We start from the raw sequence: 23,948 nt of genomic DNA on the forward strand, positions 1-23,948 counted from the left end.
ATATCGAGAGTAAACGCCTTTTTCAAAGAGTTTACAAGCGATACCTACAAGCTGTGCTCATCGCCTCGGCTCCGCCTTCATGCAATCGCCCTGGGGGGAGACCCCGGTTCTTTGCCCCTGGTTTTTTCTATTGCGGCGGCCCCTATACGCTCAATATAAAAACGATGAAAATACGCCTGCCCACCCTGCCCACCCTGTCCGCTATGCTGCTGTGCGCCGGCGCCGCCGCCGCCGACAACGACTTCCGCTGCTTCACCACGGACGGGCCGGGCAAGCCGATCCGCCTGCAATTCAGCATCCTCGACACCCCCGCCGACGCCGGCGAAGTGCGCTACGAGCGTGGCAGCGCGCCGATCCGCGTCAAACAAATCAAACGCACGACGCTCGACGAAGTGCCCGGGCGTCCGTCGGAGTTCCAGACCGAATGGCGTGAATTGCCAGCGGGCGGCAAGGGCGGCAAATACGTAATGGACAGCCAGGGCGCGCGCGTCTACGCGTTGCGCTACGTCAAACCGAACGGAAAAACCTTCAGTTTCCGGGAAGATCCCGGCGCGATGGTCGAACGCGGCTGCGACTGGTCCGACAAATAGGCGGCGCGGCGTAAGCCGACAGGCCGGCGGCCCGAAGCGACGCGGCCTGTGTCAACCCTCCAGATTCTCATGGTGGCCGGCCGCGCCGCGCTTCCAGTAAGCGGCGGCGCGGATCGCGCGGCGGTCATGCCCCTTCTCCTCGACCAGTACGCGGCGCAGCGTCGCCATCATGCCGGCTTCGCCGGCGCACCAGGCGTAGCCGTCGCCGGCCGGCAGCGTCAGCGCGCGCACCGCCTCGACCAACTGCTGCGCGCTTTCCGCCCACTGCAGCTCCAGCGCGGCGGCGCTGCGCAGGGCGCGCCGGTCGGCCGCGTCGGCCACCTGTAGTAGCACCAGCGCGCGCGCACCGGCCGGCAGTTCTTCCAACCGCCGCGCAATGGCCGGCAGGGCTGTTTCGTCGCCGGCCAGCAGATGCCAGTCGTAGTCGAGCGGGATGATGAACGAGCCGCGCGGCCCGGCGACAACGGCGCGCTGGCCCGGCGCGGCCTGCGCCGCCCAACTGGCGGCGGGGCCGTCGCCGTGCAGCGCGAACTCCAGCGTCAATTCGCCGGCGGCGGCGTCGTAGTGGCGCGGCGTGTAGTCGCGCAGCACCGGCTCGGCGCCGTCGGCTTGCAGGATCAGCTTGATGTGGTCGTCGAAGGACGGGCTGGTGAAGTCGCCCAACGCGGCGCCGCCGAAGGTGACGCTGCGAAAGTGCGGGCTGATCGACGCGACCCGCAGTACCTGCAAGTCGCGGCGTTTGAGGTCGTGGCGCACGCGTTGGACGCGCCCCTGGCCAAGGTCTATACTCATGGATTAACTTTCAATTGGTTGACAATATCACCTATCATGCGCGAAACAAATGACAATGTCAACCATTCCGGCGAGGCGCAGGAAGAGGGCGTGCTCGACCTGATCCACACCGTCATGCACCAGTACCGTTCGCAGCAGTACCAGGTATTGCGCGACGGCCCGCACGACATCACGCACATGGAAAGCAAGGTGTTGGGTTTTTTCGGACGTCAACCGGGCGCCACCCAAAGCGACCTGGCGCGGCACAGCGGGCGCGACAAGGCGCAACTGGCGCGTCTGATCAAGGGCTTGCGCGACAAGGGGCTGCTCGACGCCGAGCCTGACGAGAGCGACCGGCGCAATGTGCGGCTGCGGTTGACGAGCGTCGGTCGCGCGGTGCAGGGTGCGCTGCAACAGCAGGCCACGCTGTTGAACGCCAAGGCGGTGCAGGGGTTGGACGGCGCGCAGCGGCGCCAGTTGATGGCGTTGTTACAGCAGGTTAGGCGCAGCCTCGACGCCGCGGTTTGAACGAGGGTCCGGCCGCGGCGCTTTGCCGCAGCTTTGAATCACGCCGGCGGCCCGCGACCTTAGCCTATCGTCTGGTACCCGAGTTGCGCCGGCCCGCCGTTGCGCGCCGGGCGGCGGGGCGGGGCGGCGAGCGCTTCGCTGGCGTGCAGTCCGCCGTCCAGCGTGAACACGCTGACCACCCGGGCCAGGTTGCCGGCCTGCTCCTGCATCGATTCGGCGGCGGCCGCCGCCTCTTCCACCAGCGCCGCGTTCTGTTGCGTCACCGCGTCCATTTGCGTGATGGCTTCGTTGATCTGCTCGATGCCGGCTTGCTGCTCGTGGCTGGCGGAGCTGATCTCGCCCATGATGTCGCTGACCCGCTGGACGCTGGCGACGATCTCGCCCATGGTGCTGCCGGCCTGGCCGACCAGCTTGGCGCCGGTGTCGACTTTTTCGACCGAATCGCCGATCAACTGCTTGATTTCCTTGGCGGCGGCGGCCGAGCGCTGCGCCAGGTTGCGCACCTCGCTGGCGACGACGGCGAAGCCGCGGCCCTGCTCACCGGCTCTGGCCGCCTCGACCGCCGCGTTCAGCGCCAGGATATTGGTCTGGAAGGCGATGCCGTCGATGACGCCGATGATGTCGACGATCTTGCGCGAGGACGCGTTGATCTAGTCCATCGTTTCGACCACCTTGGCCACCACCGCGCCGCCGCGCAGGGCCACCTCGGTGGCGCAGGCGGCCAGGCCGTTGGCCTGGCGCGCGTTCTCGGCGTTTTGCTTGACGGTGGAGTGGAACTGCTCCATCGACGAGGCGGTTTCCTCCAGCGAACTGGCTTGCTGCTCGGTGCGCGAAGACAGGTCCAGGTTGCCTGTGGCGATCTGGCTCGACGCGGTGACGATGGTGTCGGCGCCGCTGCGCACCTGGCCGACGATATCGTGCAGGCTGGTCGTCATGGCTTTCAGCGCCCGCAGTAACTGGCCGGTTTCGTCCGCCGCGCCGGTGTCGATGTGCACGCTCAAGTCGCCGCCGGCGACGCTTTGCGCGACCTTGACGGCGGCGTTGATCGGCCGCGTGATCGAACGGCTGACCAGCCAGGCCAGCGCCGCGCCCAGCGCCAGCGCCGCGCCCGCCAGGGCCAGCATCAGCGCGCGCGCGCCGGCGTAGGAGTCGCGCGCGGCGGCCGCGTCGCGCTGGTTGACGCTTTTTTGCTGGGCCACGCCGTCGTGCAGCAGGTTTTGCCATTGCTGCGTGGCCGGGTCGGCCTCCTTGAGCAGCAGTTCGGTGGCGCCCTCGGTGTTGAAGGACTTGGCCAGCTCGATCACCTTGGCGTTGAGCTTGTCGGCCTTCAGCGCCGCCTCCTTGGTGCGCGCGCGCAAGGCCGTGCCGGCGGCGTCGGCCGGCGATTTTTCCAGCGCCGCGAACAGCGCCGCGTATCTGGCGCGCGCCTCCTTGATGCGTTTGTTCTCCTTCATCATCATCTCGTTGTCGGTCAGGATGGCCAGCGTGCGCGAGGTTTCCGCCACCACGTGGACGGCGTCCGACATCTCTTGCAGCGCCTCCATCTTGGCGGCGTTGTCGTCGACGATGCCGTCGAGGTGGCCCTGGATGCGGCCCATGCTGCCGATGCCGACCGCGGTCAGCCCCAACATCAAGGCCAGCACCATGGCAAATCCCAGGCCCAGTCGGGTCCCGATGCGAAGGTTGGCGATGTTCATATTGATCCCTTATTTGATCGTGCCGCGGAAAAAAAGCCTGACTCTGACGTCTATAAACGTATAAGCAGTTTTCATGCCACCGAGCAATTTATTGTTTGCCCCGCACGGTATGCGCGGCCGCCGCGCGTATGCCCCAATATAGTGCATTACGGCATGAAAGCGCCGGGCGACAGGCGAAAAAAAGCGCCCGCGCCCAAAAAAGGGGCGGGCGCCACGGTCCGGGGTGGGGGGAAGCGGATTAACTCGGCGCATGCCGACGACCAGCGCAATGAGCACTTGGTCGGATTAGCGGAGCGTAATCCGTACTTTTCCAGCAAACAGCAATTTCCAACAACAATTTCGATTTAAGCGCTCGGCCCGTTTCTTGGCGGGGGAGCGGACCCTGCGTATGGTTTTTCGCGTGTAATTACTTCTTGACAAAGAAAAGCTACCCAAGTATGTTATCGATAACAATAAGTTGGCGCGCAAAAAACCAAGCGCCGACAAGAGGAATCGGCCGGCACCCGTCGGATCAAGTTCCCGGCTTCCATACCGAAGCGAACGCAGTTCTTTCTGGAGACGAAGATGAAACAACAAAAATTGGCAGCAGTGGTGTCGGCGATGGCTTTCTCGGTGGCGACGATGGGCGCGGCCCGGGCGCAGGACAAATCCGTCGAGGTGGTGCACTGGTGGACTTCCGGCGGCGAGGCGGCCGCCTTGAAGGTGCTCAAGGACGACGTCGTCAAGCGCGGCTTCCACTGGAAGGACAGCGCGGTGGCCGGCGGCGGCGGCGACCAGGCCCGCACCGTGCTGCGCGCCCGCGTCGCCGCCGGCAATCCGCCGGACGCCATGCAGATGCTCGGCTTCACCGTCAACGATTACGCCGAGGAAGGCTTGCTCGGCAACGTAGACGCGGTCGCCGCGAAGGAGGGCTGGGACAAGGTGGTGCCGGCGCCGCTGCAAAAGTTCTCCAAGCAGCAGGGCCATTGGACGGCGGTGCCGGTGAACATCCACCGCACCAACTGGATTTGGGCCAACAAGGCCATTTTCGACGAGCTGAAACTGACGCCGCCGAAAACCTTCGACGAGCTGGTGGCGATGTCCGGCAAAATCCGCAAGGCCGGCTACATTCCGCTGGCGCACGGCGGCCAGTCCTGGCAGGACGCCACCATCTTCGACAGCGCCGTGCTGTCGGCCGGCGGTCCGAAATTCTACAAGCAGGCCTTGATCGACCTCGACCCGAAGGCGCTCGGCAGCAAGACCATGGAAAAGGCGTTCGAGCAGATGCTGAAGCTGCGCGGCATGGTCGACACCAATTTCTCGGGGCGCGACTGGAACCTGGCCACCGCAATGGTCTACCACAAGAAGGCCGCCATGCAGATCATGGGCGACTGGGCCAAGGGCGAGTTCGAAAAGGGGAAGATGAAGGCCAACGTCGACTACCTGTGCTTCCAGTACCCGGGCACCGAGGGGAGCTTCCTTTTCAACGCCGACCAGTTCGGCATCTTCAAGGTCGACGCCAAGCAGGCGGCCGGCCAGGCGGTGTTCGCCAGCGCGGTGATGGACAAGTCCTTCCAGGAGAAATTCAACATCGTCAAAGGCTCGATCCCGGCGCGTCTGGACGTGGCGATGGACAACTTCGACGACTGCGGCAAGAAGTCGATGGTCGACATGAAGCAGGCGTTGAAGGACAACACCATGCTGGGCAGCTTCGCCCACGGCCACGCCATGCCGGACGCGGCCAAGGCGGCGGCGGTCGACGTCGTCACCAAGTTCTTCAATTCGGGCAAGTCGCCGGCCGACGCCACCAAGCAACTGGTGGCGGCCATCGCGAACAGCAAGTAAGCGCCGTCGCAGTGGACGGCGGCGGCTACGCCGCTTCCGTCCCGCTTTTCCCTTTTTTAGATAGGTAAGTCGATGTCTGCATCCTCCTTGAATGCCGCGCCGCGGCGCTCCGCCGCCGAATGGCTGGAGCAACAGCTGCCCAAGCTGGTCCTGGGCCCGAGCGTGTTGGTCACCCTCGTATTCGTCTACGGCTTCATCGCCTGGACCACGGTTTTGTCGTTCACGCTGTCGAAATCTTACGCCCGCCTCGATTGGGCCGGCCTGCTGCAATACACCCGCGTGCTGGGCCACGACCGCTGGCACGTCGCCGTCGACAACCTGATGCTGTTCGGCGTGCTCTACATCGGCATCTGCCTGGCGCTCGGCCTGTTGTTGGCGATCCTGATCGACCAGCGCATCCGCCAGGAGGGCGCGCTGCGCGCCATCTTCCTGTACCCGATGGCGCTGTCCTTCATCGTCACCGGCACCGCCTGGAAATGGATGCTCAACCCCGGCCTGGGCATCGAAAAGCTGGCCCACGACTGGGGTTTCCTGGACTTCCGCTTCGACTGGATCATCCGCGAGGACATGGCCATCTACACCATCGTCATCGCCGGCGTCTGGCAAGCGTCCGGCTTCATCATGGCGATGTTCCTGGCCGGCCTGCGCGGCATCGACCAGGACATGGTCAAGGCCGCCTCGATCGACGGCGCGACGCTGCCGCGCATCTACTGGCGCATCATCATCCCGCAACTGCGCCCGGTGTTTTTGTCGAGCCTGGTGATCCTGTCGCATCTGGCGATCAAGAGCTACGAGCTGGTGGTGGCGCTCACCGGCACCGGTCCCGGCTACGCCACCGAATTGCCGTCGACCTTCATGTACGCCCACACCTTCACCCGCAACCAGCTCGGCATGGGCGCGGCCAGCTCGGTGATGATGCTGCTGACGGTGGCCGCCATCATGGTGCCCTACCTGTATTCCGAGGCGCGCTCCGGCGCCGCCAAGGCCCATTGAAGCAAGGAAGAACGATTATGTCAAAATCGATGTCTACATCGCACGCGGAAAGCCCGCAGATGGTGCAGGGCCGCAGCGGCCGCCTGTCAAGGGTGGTGGTTTACGGCCTGCTGCTGTTCATGGCCGCGGTCTACCTGCTGCCGCTGCTCGTCATGCTGCTGACGTCCTTCAAGCCGCTGCCGGAAATCTACGCCGGCAACATCCTCCAGCTGCCGCGGGAATGGACCGGCGCCGCCTGGGCCAAGGCCTGGGGCGAAGCCTGCGTCGGCCTCGAATGCAACGGCATCAAGGGCTACTTCTGGAACTCGACCAAGATGGCCTTCACGGCCGTCGCGCTGTCGACGCTGATCGGCGCCTTCAACGGCTACGTGCTAACCAAGTGGCGCTTCAAAAGCTCGAACCTGCTGTTCGGCCTGATCCTGTTCGGCTGCTTCATCCCGTTCCAGATCGTGCTCATTCCAATGGCCGCCTTCCTCGGCAAGGTCGGCCTGGCCTCGTCCACCGGCGGGCTGGTGTTCGTCCACGTGGTCTACGGCATCTGCTTCACGACCCTGTACTTCCGCAACTACTACATCGCCTTCCCAGACGAACTGGTGAAGGCGGCGATGATCGACGGCGCGCGCTTCTTCACGATCTTCTTCCGTATCCTGCTGCCGTGCTCGGGGCCGATCATCGTCGTCACCGTCATCTGGCAGTTCACCAATATTTGGAACGACTTCCTGTTCGGCGCCTCGTTTACCACCGGCGACACGGCGCCGATCACGGTCGCGCTCAACAACGTCGTCAGCACCTCGACCGGCGAGAAGGAATACAACGTCCATATGGCCACCGCCATGATCGCCGCCCTGCCGACGCTGCTCGTATATGTCTTCGGCGGCCGCTATTTCGTTCGCGGCCTGATGGCCGGTTCTGTGAAAGGTTAAACCATGTCTTCCCTGCAAATCCTCGATGTATCCAAACAGTACGGCCAGACCGAGATCCTCAAAAAGATCAATATCGACATCGACGACGGCGAGTTCCTAGTGCTGGTCGGCCCTTCCGGCTGCGGCAAGTCGACCCTGCTGAGCATGATCGCCGGCCTGGACACGGTCAGCTCGGGCGACATCCGCATCGGCGCGCAGCGCGTCAACGACCTGCACCCGAGCAAGCGCGACATCGCCATGGTGTTCCAGTCGTACGCGCTGTACCCGAACATGTCGGTCGAGCAGAACATCAGCTTCGGCATGGAGATGCGCGGCGTCCCCAAGGACGAGCGCGCCAAGGCGGTCAAGGAGGTGGCGCGCATGCTGCAAATGGAGTCGCTGCTGTCGCGCCGTCCCGGCCAACTGTCGGGCGGGCAGCGCCAGCGCGTGGCGATGGGGCGCGCGCTGGTGCGCAAGCCGAAGATCTTCCTGTTCGACGAGCCGCTCTCTAACCTCGACGCCAAGCTGCGCGTCGACATGCGCACCGAGATCAAGAAGCTGCACCAGCGCCTGGGCGCGACCATCGTCTACGTCACCCACGACCAGATCGAGGCGATGACGCTGGCCACCCGCATCGCCGTCATGAAGGGCGGCGAGTTGCAGCAGTTGGGCACGCCGGCCGAGGTGTACAACACGCCCAACACGATTTTCGTCGCCACCTTCATCGGCTCGCCGTCGATGAACCTGGTGCCGTCGCGGCTGGAGCGCGACGGCGACGCCGGCGGGCTGGCGCTGCTGGTGAGCGGGGTCGACGGCGCCGCGCCGCTGCGGGTGGCGCTGCCGCCGCAAAGCGCGGCGGTGCAAGCCTATGCCGGGCGCGAACTGATCGCCGGCCTGCGCCCGGAGGCGATCGGCAACGGCAACCTGGTCAAGAGCGCCAGCACGCGCGAGGTGCGCGCCGTGGTCGAGGTGACCGAGCCGACCGGGCCGGACACGCTGACGCTGCTGCGCCTGGCCGGCCACGAGGTGACGGCGCGGCTGGCGGCCGACGCCGACTACCGCGCCGGCCAGGAGGCCGAATTCACCATCGACCTGGCCAAGCTGGTGCTGTTCGACCGCGACAGCGAACGCCGGATTTGCTGACGGCCCGCCGCCGCGGGGCGGGGGCGTCGTATAATCAGCGCTCATTCGCCAGCGCCGATGTCGGCGCGGCGCAGCGATCGTCGCGCCGCGCGATCCCCCGACACTGGAAAAAGGACTGATGGCAGCCGCAAGCAAGCAAACTGAAAGTGGATTGAGCGGCGCGACCGTCTACGACGTGGCGCGGGTGGCCGGCGTGTCGGCGATGACGGTCTCGCGGGTCATCAACGGCCACGCCAACGTCAGTGACGTCACGCGCGCCAAGGTCAACGCGGCGCTGGAGGCGCTGAAGTACCAGCCGAACCTGGCCGCGCGCGCCGCCCGCACCGGCACCTTGCGCATCGGCCTGCTCTATAGCCACCCCAGCGCGTCCTTCCTGAGCGAGTTCCTGGTCGGCGCGATGGACCAGTGCAGCCAGAGCGGCGGCCAGTTGATCCTGGAGCGCTGCGACGGCGTGCAGGGCCAGCAGGCGGCGATCGACAAGCTGATCGCCGCCGGCGCCGACGGCATCCTGGTGCCGCCGCCGCTGTGCGATTCGAAGTCGGCGCTGAAGCGGCTGCACGACATCGGCATGCCGACCGTGGCGGTGGCCACCGCGCGCCCCAGCGCCGGCGTGCCGGCCGTGCGCATCGACGATTACCAGGGGGCGCTGGCGATGACGCGCTACCTGCTGGAACTCGGCCATACCGACATCGCCTTCATCAAGGGCGACCCGAAACACACGCCGGCGCAACTGCGCTACCGGGCCTTCCAGGACGCCATGAAGGATGCCGGCCTGACGGTGGCGGCCGGGCGCGTGGCCCAGGGCTTGTTCACCTACCGTTCCGGTCTGGACGCCGCGCGCCAGTTGCTGGCGGGGGCGCAGCGGCCCAGCGCGATTTTCGCCAGCAACGACGACATGGCCGCCGCCGTGGTGGCGGTGGCCCACGGTTTGCACCTGTCGGTACCGGGCGACCTGACGGTGTGCGGCTTCGACGATACGCCGGTGGCGACCACGGTCTGGCCGGAACTGACCACGATCCACCAGCCTATCGCCGACATGGCGCGCGCCGCCGTCAGCCTGGTGCTGGAGGACATCCGTCGGCGCCGCGCCGGCGACGCCAAGCTGACCGACCACCACCTGCTTGAATTCACATTGATCGCGCGCGGCTCCTCCGGCGCGCCGCCGGGCACGCACAGCGCCTGATTTTCCCGCGCCGTTTTCGCGGCGCGGCACCCCTCGATCTTTTTTTCGCGCTTGCCCGCGCTTCGGCATTGGCATGTTCGGCTAGCGTGCTATCATCGTTGTTATCGATAACAGTCGATGCCGGACGCGCTGCGCCGTCCAGCCTACGACGCCAACGGGGACCAGCATGCCTGACACGCAAGATCACGCGAAGTACGTCGCAACGAGGCCGCGCGCATGCCGCGGCAAGGCGCGGAGCGGGGCCGCATGAGCCGGCTCTGGCAGCTGGATTGGCGTTTCGGCAGCGCCGACGTGCAGGCGCTAGGCGGCATGCTCGGCCCCCTGCGTTTTCGGCTCGCGGGCGGGCGGGAACTGGACGCGCTGCACGTCGCGCCATGGGCCGGCGAGGCGCGCAGCGGGAGCCTGCCCGGCATTCTGCGGCGCATGCGTGGCGAGTGGCCGTGTGTGCCTTTCGGGCGCGCCGACTATCCCGATGATTTGCCCGCCGGATGGGCGCCGCGCCAGCGGGAGCGCAATTGGTCGCACGGCTACGCCGCGCACCACCCGTGGCAGTGCCTGGAGGCGGGGCCGCTGCGGGTGCGCCTGGCGCTCGACTATCCGCCCGGGTCGGACGTAGCGCGGGTGGAGCGCACCATTGAGGCCGATCCGCACAGTCCGACGCTTGACATCACGCTCACCGTGCACGCGCGGCGGCGCGCGCGCCTGCCGCTCGGCCTGCATCCGACCTTCCGGCTGCCGGCGGCGCCCGGCCGGGTTCAGCTGATAACGGGGCCGCATGCCGGCGTGTTCAGCTATCCGGTGGCGGCCGGCTCGGTGGCGTCGCGGCTGCTGCCGGATACGCGCTCCGACGCGCTCTCGCGCATGCTTGGGCGTAGCGGCACGCTGGACCTGAGCCGCCTGCCGCTGGCCGGCGCGGCGGAAGAGCTGGTGCAAATCCGCGGGCTGCGGCGCGGTCCCGGCCAGCCGCCGCTGGCGCTGCATTATCTTGACGAGGAAGTGTGTGTCGGGCTGTGGTGGGACAACGCCGCGTTGCCGGACCTGATGCTGTGGATAAGCAACGGCGGGCGCAGCGAATTTCCGTGGCTGGACCGGCATTTCGCGCTTGGCGCGGAGCCGGTTAACAGCTTGTTCGACCTGGGTCGCGTGGCGCGCGCGCCGCCCGGCCACCCTCTGGCCGACCGGCTCGGCGTGATGTTGGCGCCGCACGAGCCCTGGCGCACCCACTATTGCATCACGGCGTGGCCGGCCACGGTGCCGTTCAGTTAGCGTGTCGTAGGTCGGATTAGCCCATCGGGCGTAACCCGACAATGTTGGCCGAAGCGAAACGCGCTGCTCCGGGCCAGCGTTGTCGGGTTACGCCGTTCCGGCTCACCCGACCTACGACAATCGCGCCGGCTTCACGCTACCTGCTTAGAACCAGGTTTCGACCTGCAGCCCGATCGAGGTGCCGCTGGTGGCCTTGCCAAACACCGGCCCCGACTCGTTGGCCGCGTTGACGGCGGCGCTGGCCGCGTCGTTCCAGCGCGCGTGCGTGATAAATGCGCGTAGCTCCGGGCGGTCCCAATATCCCTTGCCGGCCGTCAGCGTCGGCGCGAAGGTAAACTTGGTCAGGCGCTGCGCGGCGCCGCCGGTCGGCGAGGTGACGCGGTCGGTGCCCAGCTCGAACTGCAGCTTGAAGTGGTCCGACAGCGCGTACACCGGGCGCATGCCGAGCGAGGTCCAGGTCGAGGTGCCGCCGGACGCGTTCGATTTGTCGCGCTGCACCAGCGCCACCAGCTCTGCGCTCCAGTTCGCCGTCGGTTGGATCCACAGCGAGTCGAACAGGCGCGTGCGCGTCACGTCCGAGCCGTTCTTGATGTCGCCGGTGGTGCCCATGCGGTCGCAGCACTGGCCGCCCTTGCCGGTGCCGGGGCCGACGCCGTGCTGCAGGCCGATGGTATTGCCGCCGCCGAAGACCTTGTCCTGCTTGTGCAGCAACGTCAGCTGCCAGCCGCCATGGGTGGTGTCGTCCTTGACGTCGGGGCGGATGAAGGAGGTCAGCACTTCCACCGTGCCGTCCTGGTTGGTCGGGATGCCCTGGTACACCAGGTTCTGCCGGATCGCCGACGTGCCGACTTTGTCCTTGTCCTTGAAGAAGCCGTAGCTGAGACGCCCCGGCCCCACCTTGTACTGGTCGATACCGCCGCCGGTGCCGTTCATGTTGACGTATTGCAGATCGAGGAAGTGGATGTCCGGGCGCATGTAGTAGCGCTTGCCGATCCACGCGGTGCCGCCGTTCAGCTCGGGGATGCCCTTGGCCTCGACGTACATTTTCGCCACGCCGATGTCGGAGGCGCTGACGTTCGAACTGCCGGTGTAGGCGTCGAGCATGACGTGGCCGACGAAGCTGACGCCGTTGATCGGCTTGACCATCTCTCTCAGATATTCGAATTCGCCGTAGGTGTCGCACTCGTTGCCCAGGCGGTAGCGCATGGTGTTGCCGCCCAGGCCGTAGCAGGCTTGCGGGCCGCGGTTGTTCGAGCTGGTGCCGACGCCGGCGCGGAAGTAGCCGTGGTATTCGCCTTCCGCGTCACTGGCCTGGACCTGGCCGAAGGCCAGTACGAGGGTGGTGGCCAGCGAGAGCGATTTCAAAATAGGGTGTTTCATACATCTCCTTCTTCTCTTTATAGTTATGAAAAATTTGTGCCCTTTGGCGGGCACCACGCGTCGAACCGTCGCCGATTCAATTCCTACAATTCTTGCGCTTACCGTCAGGCCGCCAGCGGCTGCTTCGACGACAGCATGTTTCCCGGCTTCTTGCGCCGCAGCGCGCGGCCGCCGGCGTCGAACACGTGGAAGGCGGCGCTGGCCGCCGACACCGTCAGCGCCGCGCCGATGCGCACCAGCTGGTTGCCGTCGCCGCGCAGCACCAGGTCCTGGCCGTTGTGTAGCGTCAGGTAAATGAAGTTGGCCTCGCCCAGGTGCTCGACGATGTTGATGACGCCGGCGAAGCTGGCGCCGTCGCGGCCGTCCTCCCCGACGTGCTCGGCGCGCAGGCCGACCGTGACGGCGTCGCCGATGCGCGCGCCGGCGCTGTCGACGTCGGCGCGCACCTGCTGGCCGCTGGCCAGTTGCACCCGCAGGCCGTCGGCGTCGACGCCGCTCACGGTGCCGGCGAACAGGTTCATCTTCGGCGAGCCGATGAAGCCGGCGACGAACAGGTTGGCCGGCTGCTGGTACAGTTCCAGCGGCGTGCCGGCCTGCTGGATATGGCCCTCGTTCATCACTACGATCTTGTCACCCAGCGTCATCGCCTCGACCTGGTCGTGCGTCACGTAGACGATGGTGGCGCCGAGCTGGCGGTGCAGCTTGGCGATCTCCAGGCGGGTCTGCACGCGCAGCGCCGCGTCCAGGTTCGACAGCGGTTCGTCGAACAGGAACAGCTTCGGTTCGCGCACGATGGCGCGGCCGATGGCGACGCGCTGGCGCTGGCCGCCGGACAGTTCGCGCGGCAGCCGTTCCAGCAGGTGGTCGATCTTCAGGATGCGGGCGGCGTGCCTGACGCGCGCCGCGATGGCGGCCTTGTTCTCGCCGGCGATCTTCAGGCCGAAGGCCATGTTTTTGTACACCGTCATGTGCGGGTACAGCGCATACGACTGGAACACCATCGCGATGCCGCGCTCGGACGGCGGCAGCTCGTTGACCACCTGGTCGCCGATGGCCAGCGTGCCGCCGCTGATCGATTCGAGGCCGCACAGCATGCGCAGCAGGGTCGATTTGCCGCAGCCGGAGGGGCCGACCAGCACGGCGAATTCGCCGTGCGCGATGTCCAGGTCGATCCCTGCCAGCACGTCGTGCTTGCCGTCATAGGATTTGCGGATTTGTTTCAGACTAACGTTCGCCATATAGCACCTCATTGGTTGACCGCGATTATTTGACCGCGCCGGAGGTCAGGCCGCGGATCAGTTGACGGGAAAAAACGAGGTACATCAGCAGCACCGGGATCACCGCCAGCGACAGCGCCGCCAGCACCGAATTCCAGTCGGTCACGTACTGCCCGATGAATTGCTGCACGCCCAGCGTGACGGTCTTGGTCTGGTCGGACGGCGCCAGGATCAAGGGGAACCACAGGTCGTTCCAGGCCGGGATCATGGTGAACACGGCGACGGTGGCGATCGCCGGGCGGATCAGCGGCAAAATCACCTGGAAGAAGATCTTGTATTCGCCGACGCCGTCGCAGCGCGCCGCGTCTTTTAGCTCGCGCGGCACCTGGCGCACGAATTCGGACAGGATCATCACCGCCAGCGGCAGGCCCTGCGCCGTGTACACCAGGACCAGCGCCGTCAGCGTGTTGATCAGGTCGAGCTTGACCACCAGTTCCAGGATCGACACGGTGCCCAGGCGGATCGGGATCATGATGCCGATCGCCAGGTACAAGGTCATCCAGCGGCTGGCCGGGAACCGGTACTCGGACAGGGCCCAGGCCGCCATCGCGCCGAACAGCACGATGCACACCAGCGACACCAGCGTGACGACCAGGCTGTTGCCGAAGTAGAGCAGGAAGTTAGAGTTGGCCAGCACCTTGTGGAAGCCGATCAGCGAGAACGTCTCCGGCGTCGGCAGCGCCAGCGGGTTGGCGAAGATCGCCGCGCGGCTCTTGACCGAGTTAATCAGGATCAGGAAGATCGGGAACAGGGCGACCAGGGTGTAGCCGCCCAGTAGCGTGTGCACGCCGGCTTTCCCCAGCGGCCGGTAGAGCGATTTTGCAGACTGTTTCATGGCTTTGCCTCCTTACAGTTCGTAGCGTGTCAGCTTGCGCTGCACGAAAAAAAAGTACACGCCGACGCCGACCAGGATCACCAGGAACATCAGCGTGGCCACCGCCGCGCCCATCGTCGGGCTGCCGATCTGCGCCTGGTAGCCGAAGAAGGTGCGGTAGAAGAGGGTGCCGAGGATGTCGGTGGCGTAGTTCGGCCCGGCCAGCGCACCCTTGACCGAATACACCAGGTCGAAGGCGTTGAAGTTGGCGACGAAGGTCAAAATCGTCACCAGCCCCAGCGTCGGCCAGATCAGCGGCAGCTTGATCTCCCAGAAAATGCGCAGGGCGCCGGCGCCCTCGGCGTGGGCCGCTTCGATGATTTCTTCGGGCACCGCCAGCAGCGCCGCGTAGATCAGCATCATCGGAATGCCGATGTACTGCCACACCGAGACCAGCGCGATGGTCAGCAGCGCGGTCGACTCCTGGCCCAGCCACGGCGCGAAGAAATCGGCCAGCCCGACGGCGCCCATCAGCGACTCGCCGACGCCCCACAGCGGCGACAGGATGAGCTGCCAGATGAAGCCGATGATGACGACCGACAGCAGCGTCGGCAGGAAAATCAGGGTGCGGTAGGTGCGCTCGCCCCGCAGGCCCTTCAGGCTGAACAGGGTGGCCAGCAGCAGGCCGATGGGGTTTTGCAGCAGCATGTGAATCAGGAAGAACTTCAGGTTGTTCCACATCGCGTTCCAGAACGCCTGCGACCATTGTGGATCGAGCAGGATGGTGGCGTAGTTGGACAGGCCGGCGAAGCTGTAGTGGCCGGACTCGCTGGTGGCGTAGAAGCCCAGGCGCAGGGTGTCGAGCAATGGCAGCGCGCTAAACAGCGAGTACACCAGCACCGCCGGCGCGAGAAACACAACCACATGCCATGGAAAAGCTCTTTTCACAGCTGTACTCCAAACAGAAGAAAAAACCGGCGGCGGCGCCGCCGGCAAAACCACGCCGTTGCCAGGCATGGGGGGGAGGACGGGTGATGCTGCTAACTAAAGGTGCTGATTACTGCTGCGGCTTGTACCACTTGGCGAACCCGGCTTGGATCTGCTTGGCGGCGTCCTTGCCGGCCATCTTGCCGTTCAGGACTTGCGCGTTGACGTTCCACAGCTCGTTTTCCATGCTAGGCTCGCCGCGGTTGAGCACCTGGGCGTTCAGACGGATGGTCGAGGCGCAGGTGGAGCGCCACTCGATCATTTGCTTGGCGACCGGGTCCTTCACCGTAATCAGGTGGTTCGACAGCGAGAAGAAGCCGGTCACTTTGTTGGTGTAGATGTCGGCGAACTCCTGCGAGCCGAGCCAGGCCATGAATTTGTAGGCGTCGGCCTTGTTCTTCGACTTGGCGTTGACGGCCATGCCGATGTCGGTGTGGTCCGAGATGTAGCACTTGTCGCCGGCCTTGCGCACCGGCGGCGGGAACGCGCCCAGTTCCAGCGACGGGTCCTGGTTGAAGTACGAAATGTCCCACGAGCCGGTCGGGTAGATCGCCGCCTTGCCGAGCGCGAACTGGTTCTGGCTGTCGCCGTAGGTCTGGGCGCTGGCGCCCTTGCCCAGGTAGCTGCCGACCTTGGCTTCATAGTCCCAGGCCGCGACGAATTGCGGGTCGGTGAACTTGGCCTTGCCGGCGATGAGTGCCTGGCGGCCTTCCTCGCCTTTCCAGTAGTTGGCGCCGATGCTGGTGAACATGACCTGGTTCGACTCCCACTGGTCGGCGGTGCCGAGCGCCAGCGGCGCGTACTTGCCGCTTTTCTTGACGGTTTCCAGCACCTTGAAGAAATCGGCCTCGGTCTTCGGCGCTTGCAGGTTCAGCTCCTTGAAGATCTTTTTGTTGTACAGGAAGCCGTGCATCACCGAGGCGATCGGCATGCAGAAGGTGTCCTTGCCGTTGTCGGTCTGCCAGGCCACCTTGGCCGAGGCCGGGAAATTTTCCATGCCGGTTTTGCCGTCGAGTTTGTCCAGGTGGCCGCGCTTGTACAGCGACAGCGAGACGTCGAACGGGCGGCAGGCCAGCAGGTCGCCGCCGGTGCCGCCGGCCAGGCGGGCGGTCAGGCTGGAGTCGTATTCGGTCGGCGCGGTCGGCGCGAACTTGACCTCGATGCCGGGGTTCTTCTTCTGGAAGGCCGGAATCAGCACGGTTTCCCACAGCGCCTTGTCGTCCACGCGCCAGCTCTCGATGGTCAGGGTACCGGCCTGGGCGCCGGTGGCGGCCAGCAGGGTGCCGAGCGCGGCGGCGCGAATCATACGAACGGATTGCATAGCTTATCTCCAGTGTCTTTTTTTAGGTGGCCTGCAGGGTTGGACGCGGTGTGGCGCGTTGCAGTGGACGGACAGTAGCACCCATGAAAATGTGACACCAGCATCGTCACGCCGTTGTCATTGAACTATGTTATGTGTTTGATTTAATTGAACAAGTTGGCTAAAAGGGCGGAGGAGCCTGTTACAAAACTTTACGCAGCGCGTCGCTGCCGCCAACCTTGTCGGATTACGCGTTCCGCTAATCCGACCTACGACGCGCTAACTTAACGGGGCCCCGGTTCCGCACTCTTGCCGGCTAATGCGCGTGCCCGGCCCACGAACAGAAAGCGCAACAAAACCTTACGCTTCCTTACAAATCGGGACGCTTACTTACCCACCCAGACGGGTTCAGTTAAGCTATAGTCTGTCGCATAAAAAAAGGCGTATAACGGTGCGGACAGGGGACAAGAGAGTGATGCAATCACGCGTGATTGACCGACTACGCGCGCGCGCCGGTCGCGGTATGGCTTGGGCGCTGCTCGGTCTGAGCCTGATGGGGGCGGCGCGCGCCGAGTCGCTGCAGGTGCTGCACTGGCTGACCTCGGCCAGCGAGCGCAAGGCCGTCAACTCCCTGGTGACGCGGCTGGCCGCCGACAACATCGAATGGCGCGACGCCGCCATCCCCGGCGGCGCCGGCGTCGGCGCCAGCAAGGTGATGAAGAGCCGCGTCCTGGCCGGCAACTCGCCCGAGGCGATGCAGTTGATCGGCTTCAGCCTGGTCGAATGGGCCGAGCTGGGCCTGCTGCTGCAACTCGACGGCGTGGCGGCCAGCGGCAACTGGGGCGCGCAGATGTACCCGACCGCGTGGGCGCAATTGCAGAACCGCGGCCACGTGATGGCCGCGCCGCTCGGCATCCACCGTATCAACACGCTGTTCTACAACCGCAAGGTGTTCAACCGGCTCGGCCTGCTGCCGCCCAAGACCTGGGCCGAGTTCGAGCGCGTCGCCGCGCAATTGAAGCAGGGCGGCGTGACGCCGCTGGCGCAAAGCGCCGAGGCCTGGCAGGTGGCGACCTTGTTCGAGACGCTGGTGCTGGCCGAGGGCGGGCCGGCCTACTACCGCGAGCTGTTCGTGCAAATGAGCCCGGCGGCCTTCGCCGACGCGCGCCTGCTGCGCGCGCTCACGCGCCTGAAGTCGCTCAAGCAGTGGATGCCGCAGCCGCTGCGCGAGCGGCCGTGGAGCGAGGCGGCGCGCCAGTTCGCCGACGGCGAGGCGGGCATGTTCATCATGGGCGACTGGGTCAAGGGAGAGCTGAACGCCTGGGGCATCGCCACCGACGACGGCTTCGGCTGCGTCGCCGTGCCGGAGACCGCCAACTACCACCTCTACAGCATCGACACGCTGGCCATGTTCGCCGCCGACTACAAGCACCAGGCGGCGCAGGAAAAGCTGGCGCAGGTGGTGACGGCGGCGCCGGCGCAGTTCGAGTACAACCAGATCAAGGGCTCGATTTCGGTGCTGCGCGGCGCCGACCAGTCGAAAATGGACAGCTGCGCGCGCGCCTCGGCGCAGGCGTTCGGCCGCGGCGCGGCGCAGCAGGCGCCCAGCTTCGTGCACCGCATGGCCACCGACGAGGCCAGCAAGGACGCCATCATCGCCGAGGTGCAGCGCTTCTTCATTGGCGACCAGGTCAGCGCCGCCGACACCCAGCGGCGCATCGGCGCGATGGTGCAGGCGCTGACAAAACAAGGAAAGGGACGCGGCAATGGCACGTAAAATCCTCATCGTCGACGACGACCAGAAAACCCGGATGCTGCTCAAGGCCTACCTGGAAAAGAACCAGTACGAGGTGGCGCTGGCGCACAACGGCGAGGCCTTCCTGGCCGAGTTCCACCGCGGCGCGGCCGAGCTGTCGCTGGTGATCCTCGACGTGATGCTGCCCGACACGGACGGCTTCGCGTTGTGCAAAATCGTGCGGGCGCGCTCGAACGTACCGATCATCATGCTCACCGCCAGCTCCGACGAGACCGACCGCGTGGTCGGCCTGGAGCTGGGCGCCGACGACTACATCGCCAAGCCCTACAGCCCGCGCGAGCTGCTGGCGCGGATCAAGGCGATCCACCGCCGCGCCGGTCTCGACAACGCCGCCGCGCCGCCGCGCTACTACCGCTTCGTCGGCTTCACGCTCGACACCGTCGAGCGCAGCGTCACCGACCCGTCCGGCGCGGCGGTGCCACTGACGGGGCTCGACTTCCAGCTGCTGAAATACTTCGTCGAGCACCCCGGCGACATCCTCGACCGCAGCGCGCTGTGCGAGCAAACCCGCGGCCGCGACGCCGGCCCGCTGGACCGCTCGTTGGACGTACAGATCAGCCGCCTGCGGCTGCGCCTGCACGACGACGGCAAACAGCCGCTGTTGATCAAGACCGTGCGCGGCGCCGGCTACGTGTTCTCGGCCGACGTCAGCAGCGCCCATGCCTGAGGCAAGCCGCTACGCGCGGGCGCTGGCCTGGCTGCTGCCGCAGTCGCTGCTGGGGCGGTTGTCGGTGGTGATGGTGGCCGGCGTGCTACTAACGCAACTGGTGGGCAACCTGATCTGGGGCGCGCAGCTGCGCAAGGACGCCGAGGTCGAGGCGCGCATCGCCTCGCAGCACATCGCCCACAGCGCCGCCGGCACCGTGCGCTTCTTCCTCAGCCTGCCGGTCAACTACCGGCCCATCCTGATCCAGCAGTTCCGCGAAATGGGCGGCACGCGCTTTTTCGTCAACGTCAACCGCGCGCCGCTGGCGATCGCCGCCATCGAACCGCTGGCGCTGGCCGGCACCGTCGTCGACAACGTCGGCGCCACGCTCAAGGCCGACCTGCCGCAACTGGCCCACTACCAAGTCGCGCTGGCGTGGCCGGAGCAACTGACGGTGTCCGACAGCGGCTCCAAAATCGCCGACCTGCCGGCCAGCTGGGTCCAGCACATCCTGCTGGCGCAGCCGAACCCGGCGCCTATCCTGGTGATCCAGGCGGAACTGGAGCCGGGCAACTGGTTGTACCTGGCCGCGCTGATGCCGAACCCGTACTTCCTCGACAGCGGCAATCCGCTCTCGCGCGACCGGGTGCTGCTACAGGGACTGTCGCTGGCGGCGGTGCTGTTGCTGTCGATCCTGGTGGTGCGCTGGACCACGCGGCCGCTGGCGGCGCTGTCGGACGCCGCCGAGGCCTTCGGCAAGGGGGAGAATACGCCGGACTTGCCGGAAACCGGCAGCCGCGAATTCGTCAAGACGGCGCGCGCCTTCAGCGCCATGCGCGAGCGCATCCAACGCTATCTGGAAGACCGCGAGCGCCTGTTCGTGTCGATCTCGCACGACCTGCGCACGCCGATCACGCGCCTGAAGCTGCGCACCGAACTGCTCGACGACGACGACCTGCGCAATGAATTCCACGACGACCTGGACGAACTCGACATGATGGTCAAGGGCGCGCTGCAATGCGTCAAGGACAGCGACATCCACGAAAACGCCACCGAGGTGCGGCTCGACGCGCTGTTGCAGCGCATCGTCCGCGGCACCCAGCTGGGCGGACACCAGGTGCGCTTCACCGAGTGCGGCCTGAGCGTGACGGCCAAGCCGCTGGCGCTGAAGCGGGCCATCGGCAACCTGCTCGACAACGCGCTGTATTACGGGAAAACGGCGGAAATTTCGGCGCACCGCGAGGCCGGCCACGTCGCCATCCGCATCCGCGACCACGGCCCGGGCGTGCCAGAAGACGCCTTCGGCAGCCTGTTCCAGCCCTATGTGCGGCTGGAGCACGGGCGCGACCAGAACGCCGACGGCATGGGGCTGGGCCTCGGCATCGCCCGCAGCATCGTGCAGGCACACGGCGGCGAGCTGACGCTGCAGAACCACCCCGACGGCGGCCTGGTCGCCACCATCAGCCTGCCGGCTCAGTGAGCGTTACTGCGTCCGCAACCCGCCAACGCCTTACACCGCCTCGCGCAAGGCGCTGGGCGGGCGCGGCGACGCCATCAGCTCGCGGAACGCGGCCCAGCGCTGCGCCTTCGCCCGCTCCGGGTCCGACTCGGTGCTATGGCGCCGGATATACTCCCTGGCCATGTCTTCGCCCAGGTTATAGGTGATGACGTAGCCGCGCATGGCGTCGTAGAACTGCAGGCGCTGCGCCGCCTTTTCGGCCGGATACAGGCGCACGTTGACCAGCCACTCGATCGCCTGCGCGCGCGTCAAGTCGCCGGCCAGGTAGTGCATCGCGACGTCGTTGTCGGCATAGTTGAGCTTGGCCAGCAGGCGGTTCAACTCGGCGTAGCGCGGCGCCAGACTGGCGTCGAGGCCGGCCAGCGGATACAGCACCTGCTGCTCGAAGGCCAGCCGCTCGTCCTCGCTGAACGTCAGCTCGATGCCATAGTTGGCGGTGCCCTCGGCAATCAGCGACTGCGGCGAAAACAGCGGGTAGACGCTGTATTCGAGCCAGCCCTTGGCGCGCATCAGGTCCTGCTCCAGCAGCACGTTGTAGACGTGGTGGCCGGGATAGGCCTCGTGGCAACCCAGGTCGACCGCGCGGTCGATATACACCGGCAAGTCGACGTTGATCTGGATGACGCTCTGGAAATTGCCCTTGTACCAGTTGTAGCCGCTCCAAGGCTTGTCCGTGACCAGTTCGAGCACGAAGTTTTCACCCGGGGGCAGGGCGATGTATTCCAGCGTACGCTCGCGGCCGGCGCGGATCGCAGCATCCATCACGGCGCCGATTTTATCGGGCGGGATCGCCAGTTGGCCGCGGAAAGCCTGCACCCGCTCGCTGACGGTGCCCGGCCCGGGCAGCAACTGCGCGATTTCCGCCACCAGATTCTCGTAATAGGCGCGCGGATGGTGCGGCGAAACGGCGTCGTACAGGCGTGCGGTTTCCTCGTCGAAGCCCAGCACCGCGCCGCCCAGCATCTCCAGGCGCGCCAGCATCGAGCGCAATTGCTTGTCGAGGCAGGCGGCGCGCCACACCTCGTCGCGCTGCGTGGGGTGCTGCTCCGACAGCAGCCACAGCGCGGCGTCCACTCCGGCGCGAATGGTGGCCAGATCCTGAGGCTGGCGCTGTGCCTCATGCTGCCACTGCGGCGGGCCGTAATAGGCGTCGACATAGGCGGCGTCGTGCTGGCCGATGGCCAGCGCGAATTTGACGTAGCGCTCGGCGACGGCGTCGAGCGCCGTCGGCGTCCGCTGGCCGGGGATGGCGTTTGCGCCGGCATCATCGTTCTGAACGTCAGTCACTATCTCTTCCCCCCGTGAATACATCGATTCTCAAAGTATAGTGGATTGTGTCACTGCATCGCCGCCCTGACGAACTGCACGTGGCGTTCGCTGACCGGCACCTGGGCGCCGCAGCGCAGCGTGAGCAGATAGCAGCCATCGCCTGCCACTACCAGAGTCGCGAGTTGTGCGCGCCGGACGATGGCGCGGCGATGCACGCGCAGGAACTGCGCGGGGTCCAGGTGCGGCTCCAGGCGGCTGAGCGCGACCCGGTGCAGCAGGCTGTGCCCGGCGGTGTGGAGGTGGACGTAGTTGCCGGCCGATTCGATCCATTGTATGTTGCCGACGCTGACCTGGTCGATGCGGCCGACCGAGCGTACGCTGATTTGCTCCAAATAGGGCGAGGCGGCGGCGCCGACATATCCCCGCAGCGCCTCGCCATAGGCCCGGCGCTGGCGCTGCGCGAGCATGGCCGACGCCCGTTGCACCGCTTGCGCCAGGCGCGCGTCGTCGACCGGCTTGAGCAAATAGTCGAGCGCATGCACTTCGAATGCCGCGATCGCGTGGACGCTGTGCGCGGTGACGAAGATAATCAGCGGCGGCTCCGTTTGCAAGCTCAAGGCGCGCGCCAGCGACAATCCGGTCTCCTGCGGCATCTGGATATCGAGGAAGACGACATCGATTTCCAGACGCGCCAGCGCCTCGCGCGCGCTCGCGGCGCTGGCGCATTCGGCGACGATGGCGCATTCCGGGTGCGCCGCCAGCGAATAGCGCAGGTTCACCCGGCCGGGTTCCTCGTCGTCAACGATCAGCAGGCGCATAGGCGAGGCCTCAGTCGGCCACGGTGAGGGGCATGCGGATCTCGACCAGGAAGCGGTCGGCGCGCAACTCGGTGTGCAGCGAGGCCGCGGCGCTGCTCAGCTTCAGGCGTAAGCGGGTGTTGTGCAGGCCGAGTCCCATGCCGGGATTGGGCGATGCGTGCCGGCTGACCGGATTCGATACGTTGATCAGCACGTCCTTGCCGCTGCGCGCGAACGACAGCCGGATGTCGCTCGAGCCGCCATGGCAATCGAGGTCGTGGCGCAGGGCGTTTTCGATCAGCGGTTGCAGCAGCAGGGGCGGGCAGTCGCCGCCCTGGACGACGTCGTCGTCGCCTTCGATGTGGATTTGCAGGCGTTCGCCGTAGCGCAGCGCTTGCAACGCCAGGTAGTCGCGGACGAATTGCAGTTCTTCGGCAATGGTCACCGTGTCGCGCAAGCTGGCCGACAAGGCGTAACGCAGCAGGTCGCTCAGGCGGCTGATGCCGGTCAGCGCGACGCTCTTGTCGCCGGTACGCACCAGCGCGCTGATCGCATTGAGCGCGTTGAAGATGAAATGCGGTTCCAGTTGGGCGCGCAAGGACAGCATGCGCTGCTGCTCCAGCGCCAGGCGCAGGTTCAGGTTGTCGGTTTGTGAGCGCTGCCACGCCAGCTCGCGCGCCTTGGCGCGGCGCCAGTTGCCCATGGCGACCATCGTCAGGAAGGTGCCGGTCATCCAGGCGAACTCGGTGAACCCGTCGAACTTGCTCATGCCCAGCAGCGCTTGCCAGGCGCTGTGCAGCGTCACGCCGCCGCCTTTGTTGTGCAAACTCACGGCCGCCACGAACAGCCATTCGCCGGGCAGGAACAACAGCAACAATCCCGCATAGATCAACGTCGCCCGGCGCTTGCTGTCGAACAGTGCCGGCCAGCGCGTCAGCGCAAGGCTGAGGCCGGCGCTAAATATCATCATCGGCACGTGGAAAACCCACCAGCGCTCGAAATAGTTGAGATAGCTTTCCGGTGCGCCCGCGCGCACATGGTCGTTGTAGGAGGCGAGTGCGCCGGCCGCGCAGATGCCGGTCCACGCCAGCACGTTCGTCAGGATGGTATGGATGCGGCTGCGCCATGCGGCAAGCGCGACGGTTGGGTTGGAGATCGGCGGCGGGTTCATTGATGGCGAGTATACCAGCGCCTATTCGCTGCCACCGGGGGGCCGCCGGGAACTCGTCACGCCGTACCGGCGTTT

At 66.0% G+C, this 23,948-nt stretch carries 20 protein-coding genes and 1 pseudogene; 11 read left to right on the top strand and 10 right to left on the bottom strand.

What is annotated here, in order from left to right:
* The first annotated feature begins 164 nt into the window (after positions 1-164).
* On the top strand, positions 165-590 hold the full coding sequence (locus tag ACFDR9_RS13985; RefSeq protein WP_409031373.1) for a hypothetical protein: 426 nt from the start codon (positions 165-167) through the stop codon (positions 588-590).
* A 51-nt stretch (positions 591-641) separates the two neighbouring features.
* On the opposite strand, the gene ACFDR9_RS13990 is transcribed toward ACFDR9_RS13985, so the two are convergent.
* Positions 642-1,382, bottom strand: coding sequence for a siderophore-interacting protein (locus ACFDR9_RS13990; RefSeq protein WP_409031374.1), 741 nt, complete (start codon positions 1,380-1,382; stop codon positions 642-644).
* A 36-nt stretch (positions 1,383-1,418) separates the two neighbouring features.
* Here ACFDR9_RS13990 and ACFDR9_RS13995 point away from each other — a divergent pair, with 36 nt between their 5' ends.
* Positions 1,419-1,889, top strand: a complete 471-nt coding sequence (locus ACFDR9_RS13995) for a MarR family winged helix-turn-helix transcriptional regulator (protein ID WP_409031375.1) — start codon at positions 1,419-1,421, stop codon at positions 1,887-1,889.
* Positions 1,890-1,948: 59 nt separating this feature from the next.
* Here ACFDR9_RS13995 and ACFDR9_RS14000 read toward each other — a convergent pair.
* Positions 1,949-3,586 (bottom strand): annotated as a pseudogene (locus tag ACFDR9_RS14000) (methyl-accepting chemotaxis protein).
* A 564-nt stretch (positions 3,587-4,150) separates the two neighbouring features.
* On the opposite strand from ACFDR9_RS14000, the gene ACFDR9_RS14005 reads away from it, so the two are divergent.
* The 6 genes from ACFDR9_RS14005 to ACFDR9_RS14030 all read left to right on the top strand — a co-directional run bounded on the left by ACFDR9_RS14005 (position 4,151) and on the right by ACFDR9_RS14030 (position 10,897).
* Positions 4,151-5,410: an ABC transporter substrate-binding protein gene (locus ACFDR9_RS14005; RefSeq protein WP_409031376.1), complete on the top strand. Its 1,260-nt coding sequence runs from the start codon at positions 4,151-4,153 to the stop codon at positions 5,408-5,410.
* A gap of 72 nt (positions 5,411-5,482) precedes the next feature.
* Entirely contained in the window at positions 5,483-6,403 is a 921-nt protein-coding gene (locus ACFDR9_RS14010; RefSeq protein ID WP_409031377.1) for a carbohydrate ABC transporter permease, read from the top strand.
* Between the two features lie 59 nt (positions 6,404-6,462).
* A complete protein-coding gene (locus ACFDR9_RS14015) occupies positions 6,463-7,326 on the top strand; it encodes a carbohydrate ABC transporter permease (RefSeq protein WP_409031398.1) in 864 nt (287 codons plus the stop codon).
* 3 nt (positions 7,327-7,329) lie between these two features.
* Positions 7,330-8,448, top strand: a complete 1,119-nt coding sequence (locus ACFDR9_RS14020; RefSeq protein ID WP_409031378.1) for an ABC transporter ATP-binding protein — start codon at positions 7,330-7,332, stop codon at positions 8,446-8,448.
* 151 nt (positions 8,449-8,599) lie between these two features.
* A complete protein-coding gene (locus ACFDR9_RS14025; protein ID WP_409031379.1) occupies positions 8,600-9,631 on the top strand; it encodes a LacI family DNA-binding transcriptional regulator in 1,032 nt (343 codons plus the stop codon).
* A gap of 246 nt (positions 9,632-9,877) precedes the next feature.
* Complete coding sequence (locus tag ACFDR9_RS14030) at positions 9,878-10,897, top strand: hypothetical protein (RefSeq protein WP_409031380.1); 1,020 nt, start codon at positions 9,878-9,880, stop codon at positions 10,895-10,897.
* 144 nt (positions 10,898-11,041) lie between these two features.
* On the opposite strand, the gene ACFDR9_RS14035 is transcribed toward ACFDR9_RS14030, so the two are convergent.
* The 5 genes from ACFDR9_RS14035 to ACFDR9_RS14055 all read right to left on the bottom strand — a co-directional run bounded on the left by ACFDR9_RS14035 (position 11,042) and on the right by ACFDR9_RS14055 (position 16,676).
* The gene (locus tag ACFDR9_RS14035) at positions 11,042-12,277 is read right to left on the bottom strand and encodes a maltoporin (protein WP_409031381.1); all 1,236 of its coding nucleotides are present in this window, start codon (positions 12,275-12,277) and stop codon (positions 11,042-11,044) included.
* Between the two features lie 104 nt (positions 12,278-12,381).
* Positions 12,382-13,515 (bottom strand): ABC transporter ATP-binding protein, encoded by a 1,134-nt coding sequence (locus ACFDR9_RS14040; RefSeq protein WP_409031382.1) that lies wholly within the window; start codon positions 13,513-13,515, stop codon positions 12,382-12,384.
* A gap of 25 nt (positions 13,516-13,540) precedes the next feature.
* On the bottom strand, positions 13,541-14,389 hold the full coding sequence (locus ACFDR9_RS14045) for a carbohydrate ABC transporter permease (protein WP_409031383.1): 849 nt from the start codon (positions 14,387-14,389) through the stop codon (positions 13,541-13,543).
* Between the two features lie 12 nt (positions 14,390-14,401).
* The gene (locus tag ACFDR9_RS14050; protein ID WP_026132754.1) at positions 14,402-15,316 is read right to left on the bottom strand and encodes a carbohydrate ABC transporter permease; all 915 of its coding nucleotides are present in this window, start codon (positions 15,314-15,316) and stop codon (positions 14,402-14,404) included.
* Between the two features lie 109 nt (positions 15,317-15,425).
* Complete coding sequence (locus ACFDR9_RS14055; RefSeq protein WP_409031384.1) at positions 15,426-16,676, bottom strand: ABC transporter substrate-binding protein; 1,251 nt, start codon at positions 16,674-16,676, stop codon at positions 15,426-15,428.
* Positions 16,677-17,178: 502 nt separating this feature from the next.
* On the opposite strand from ACFDR9_RS14055, the gene ACFDR9_RS14060 reads away from it, so the two are divergent.
* The 3 genes from ACFDR9_RS14060 to ACFDR9_RS14070 are packed head-to-tail and all read left to right on the top strand — an operon-like array spanning position 17,179 to position 20,597.
* Positions 17,179-18,432, top strand: a complete 1,254-nt coding sequence (locus ACFDR9_RS14060) for an ABC transporter substrate-binding protein (protein WP_409031385.1) — start codon at positions 17,179-17,181, stop codon at positions 18,430-18,432.
* Complete coding sequence (locus ACFDR9_RS14065; protein WP_017876157.1) at positions 18,422-19,138, top strand: response regulator; 717 nt, start codon at positions 18,422-18,424, stop codon at positions 19,136-19,138. Before ACFDR9_RS14060 ends, ACFDR9_RS14065 begins: the two co-directional genes overlap by 11 nt.
* Positions 19,131-20,597 carry an ATP-binding protein gene (locus ACFDR9_RS14070; RefSeq protein WP_017876156.1) on the top strand — a complete coding sequence of 489 codons (1,467 nt, stop codon included), beginning with the start codon at positions 19,131-19,133 and terminating at the stop codon, positions 20,595-20,597. Before ACFDR9_RS14065 ends, ACFDR9_RS14070 begins: the two co-directional genes overlap by 8 nt.
* 30 nt (positions 20,598-20,627) lie before the next feature.
* On the opposite strand, the gene ACFDR9_RS14075 is transcribed toward ACFDR9_RS14070, so the two are convergent.
* Genes ACFDR9_RS14075 through ACFDR9_RS14085 form a run of 3 tightly spaced genes read right to left on the bottom strand, consistent with a single transcriptional unit; the run spans position 20,628 to position 23,873 of the window.
* Positions 20,628-21,923, bottom strand: coding sequence for a hypothetical protein (locus tag ACFDR9_RS14075; RefSeq protein ID WP_409031386.1), 1,296 nt, complete (start codon positions 21,921-21,923; stop codon positions 20,628-20,630).
* Between the two features lie 50 nt (positions 21,924-21,973).
* Complete coding sequence (locus ACFDR9_RS14080) at positions 21,974-22,723, bottom strand: LytR/AlgR family response regulator transcription factor (RefSeq protein ID WP_409031387.1); 750 nt, start codon at positions 22,721-22,723, stop codon at positions 21,974-21,976.
* A gap of 10 nt (positions 22,724-22,733) precedes the next feature.
* The gene (locus tag ACFDR9_RS14085; RefSeq protein ID WP_409031388.1) at positions 22,734-23,873 is read right to left on the bottom strand and encodes a sensor histidine kinase; all 1,140 of its coding nucleotides are present in this window, start codon (positions 23,871-23,873) and stop codon (positions 22,734-22,736) included.
* Between the last annotated feature and the right edge of the window lie 75 nt (positions 23,874-23,948).

This window comes from Janthinobacterium sp. CG_23.3 (assembly GCF_046115965.1).
Lineage (GTDB): Bacteria > Pseudomonadota > Gammaproteobacteria > Burkholderiales > Burkholderiaceae_D > Janthinobacterium.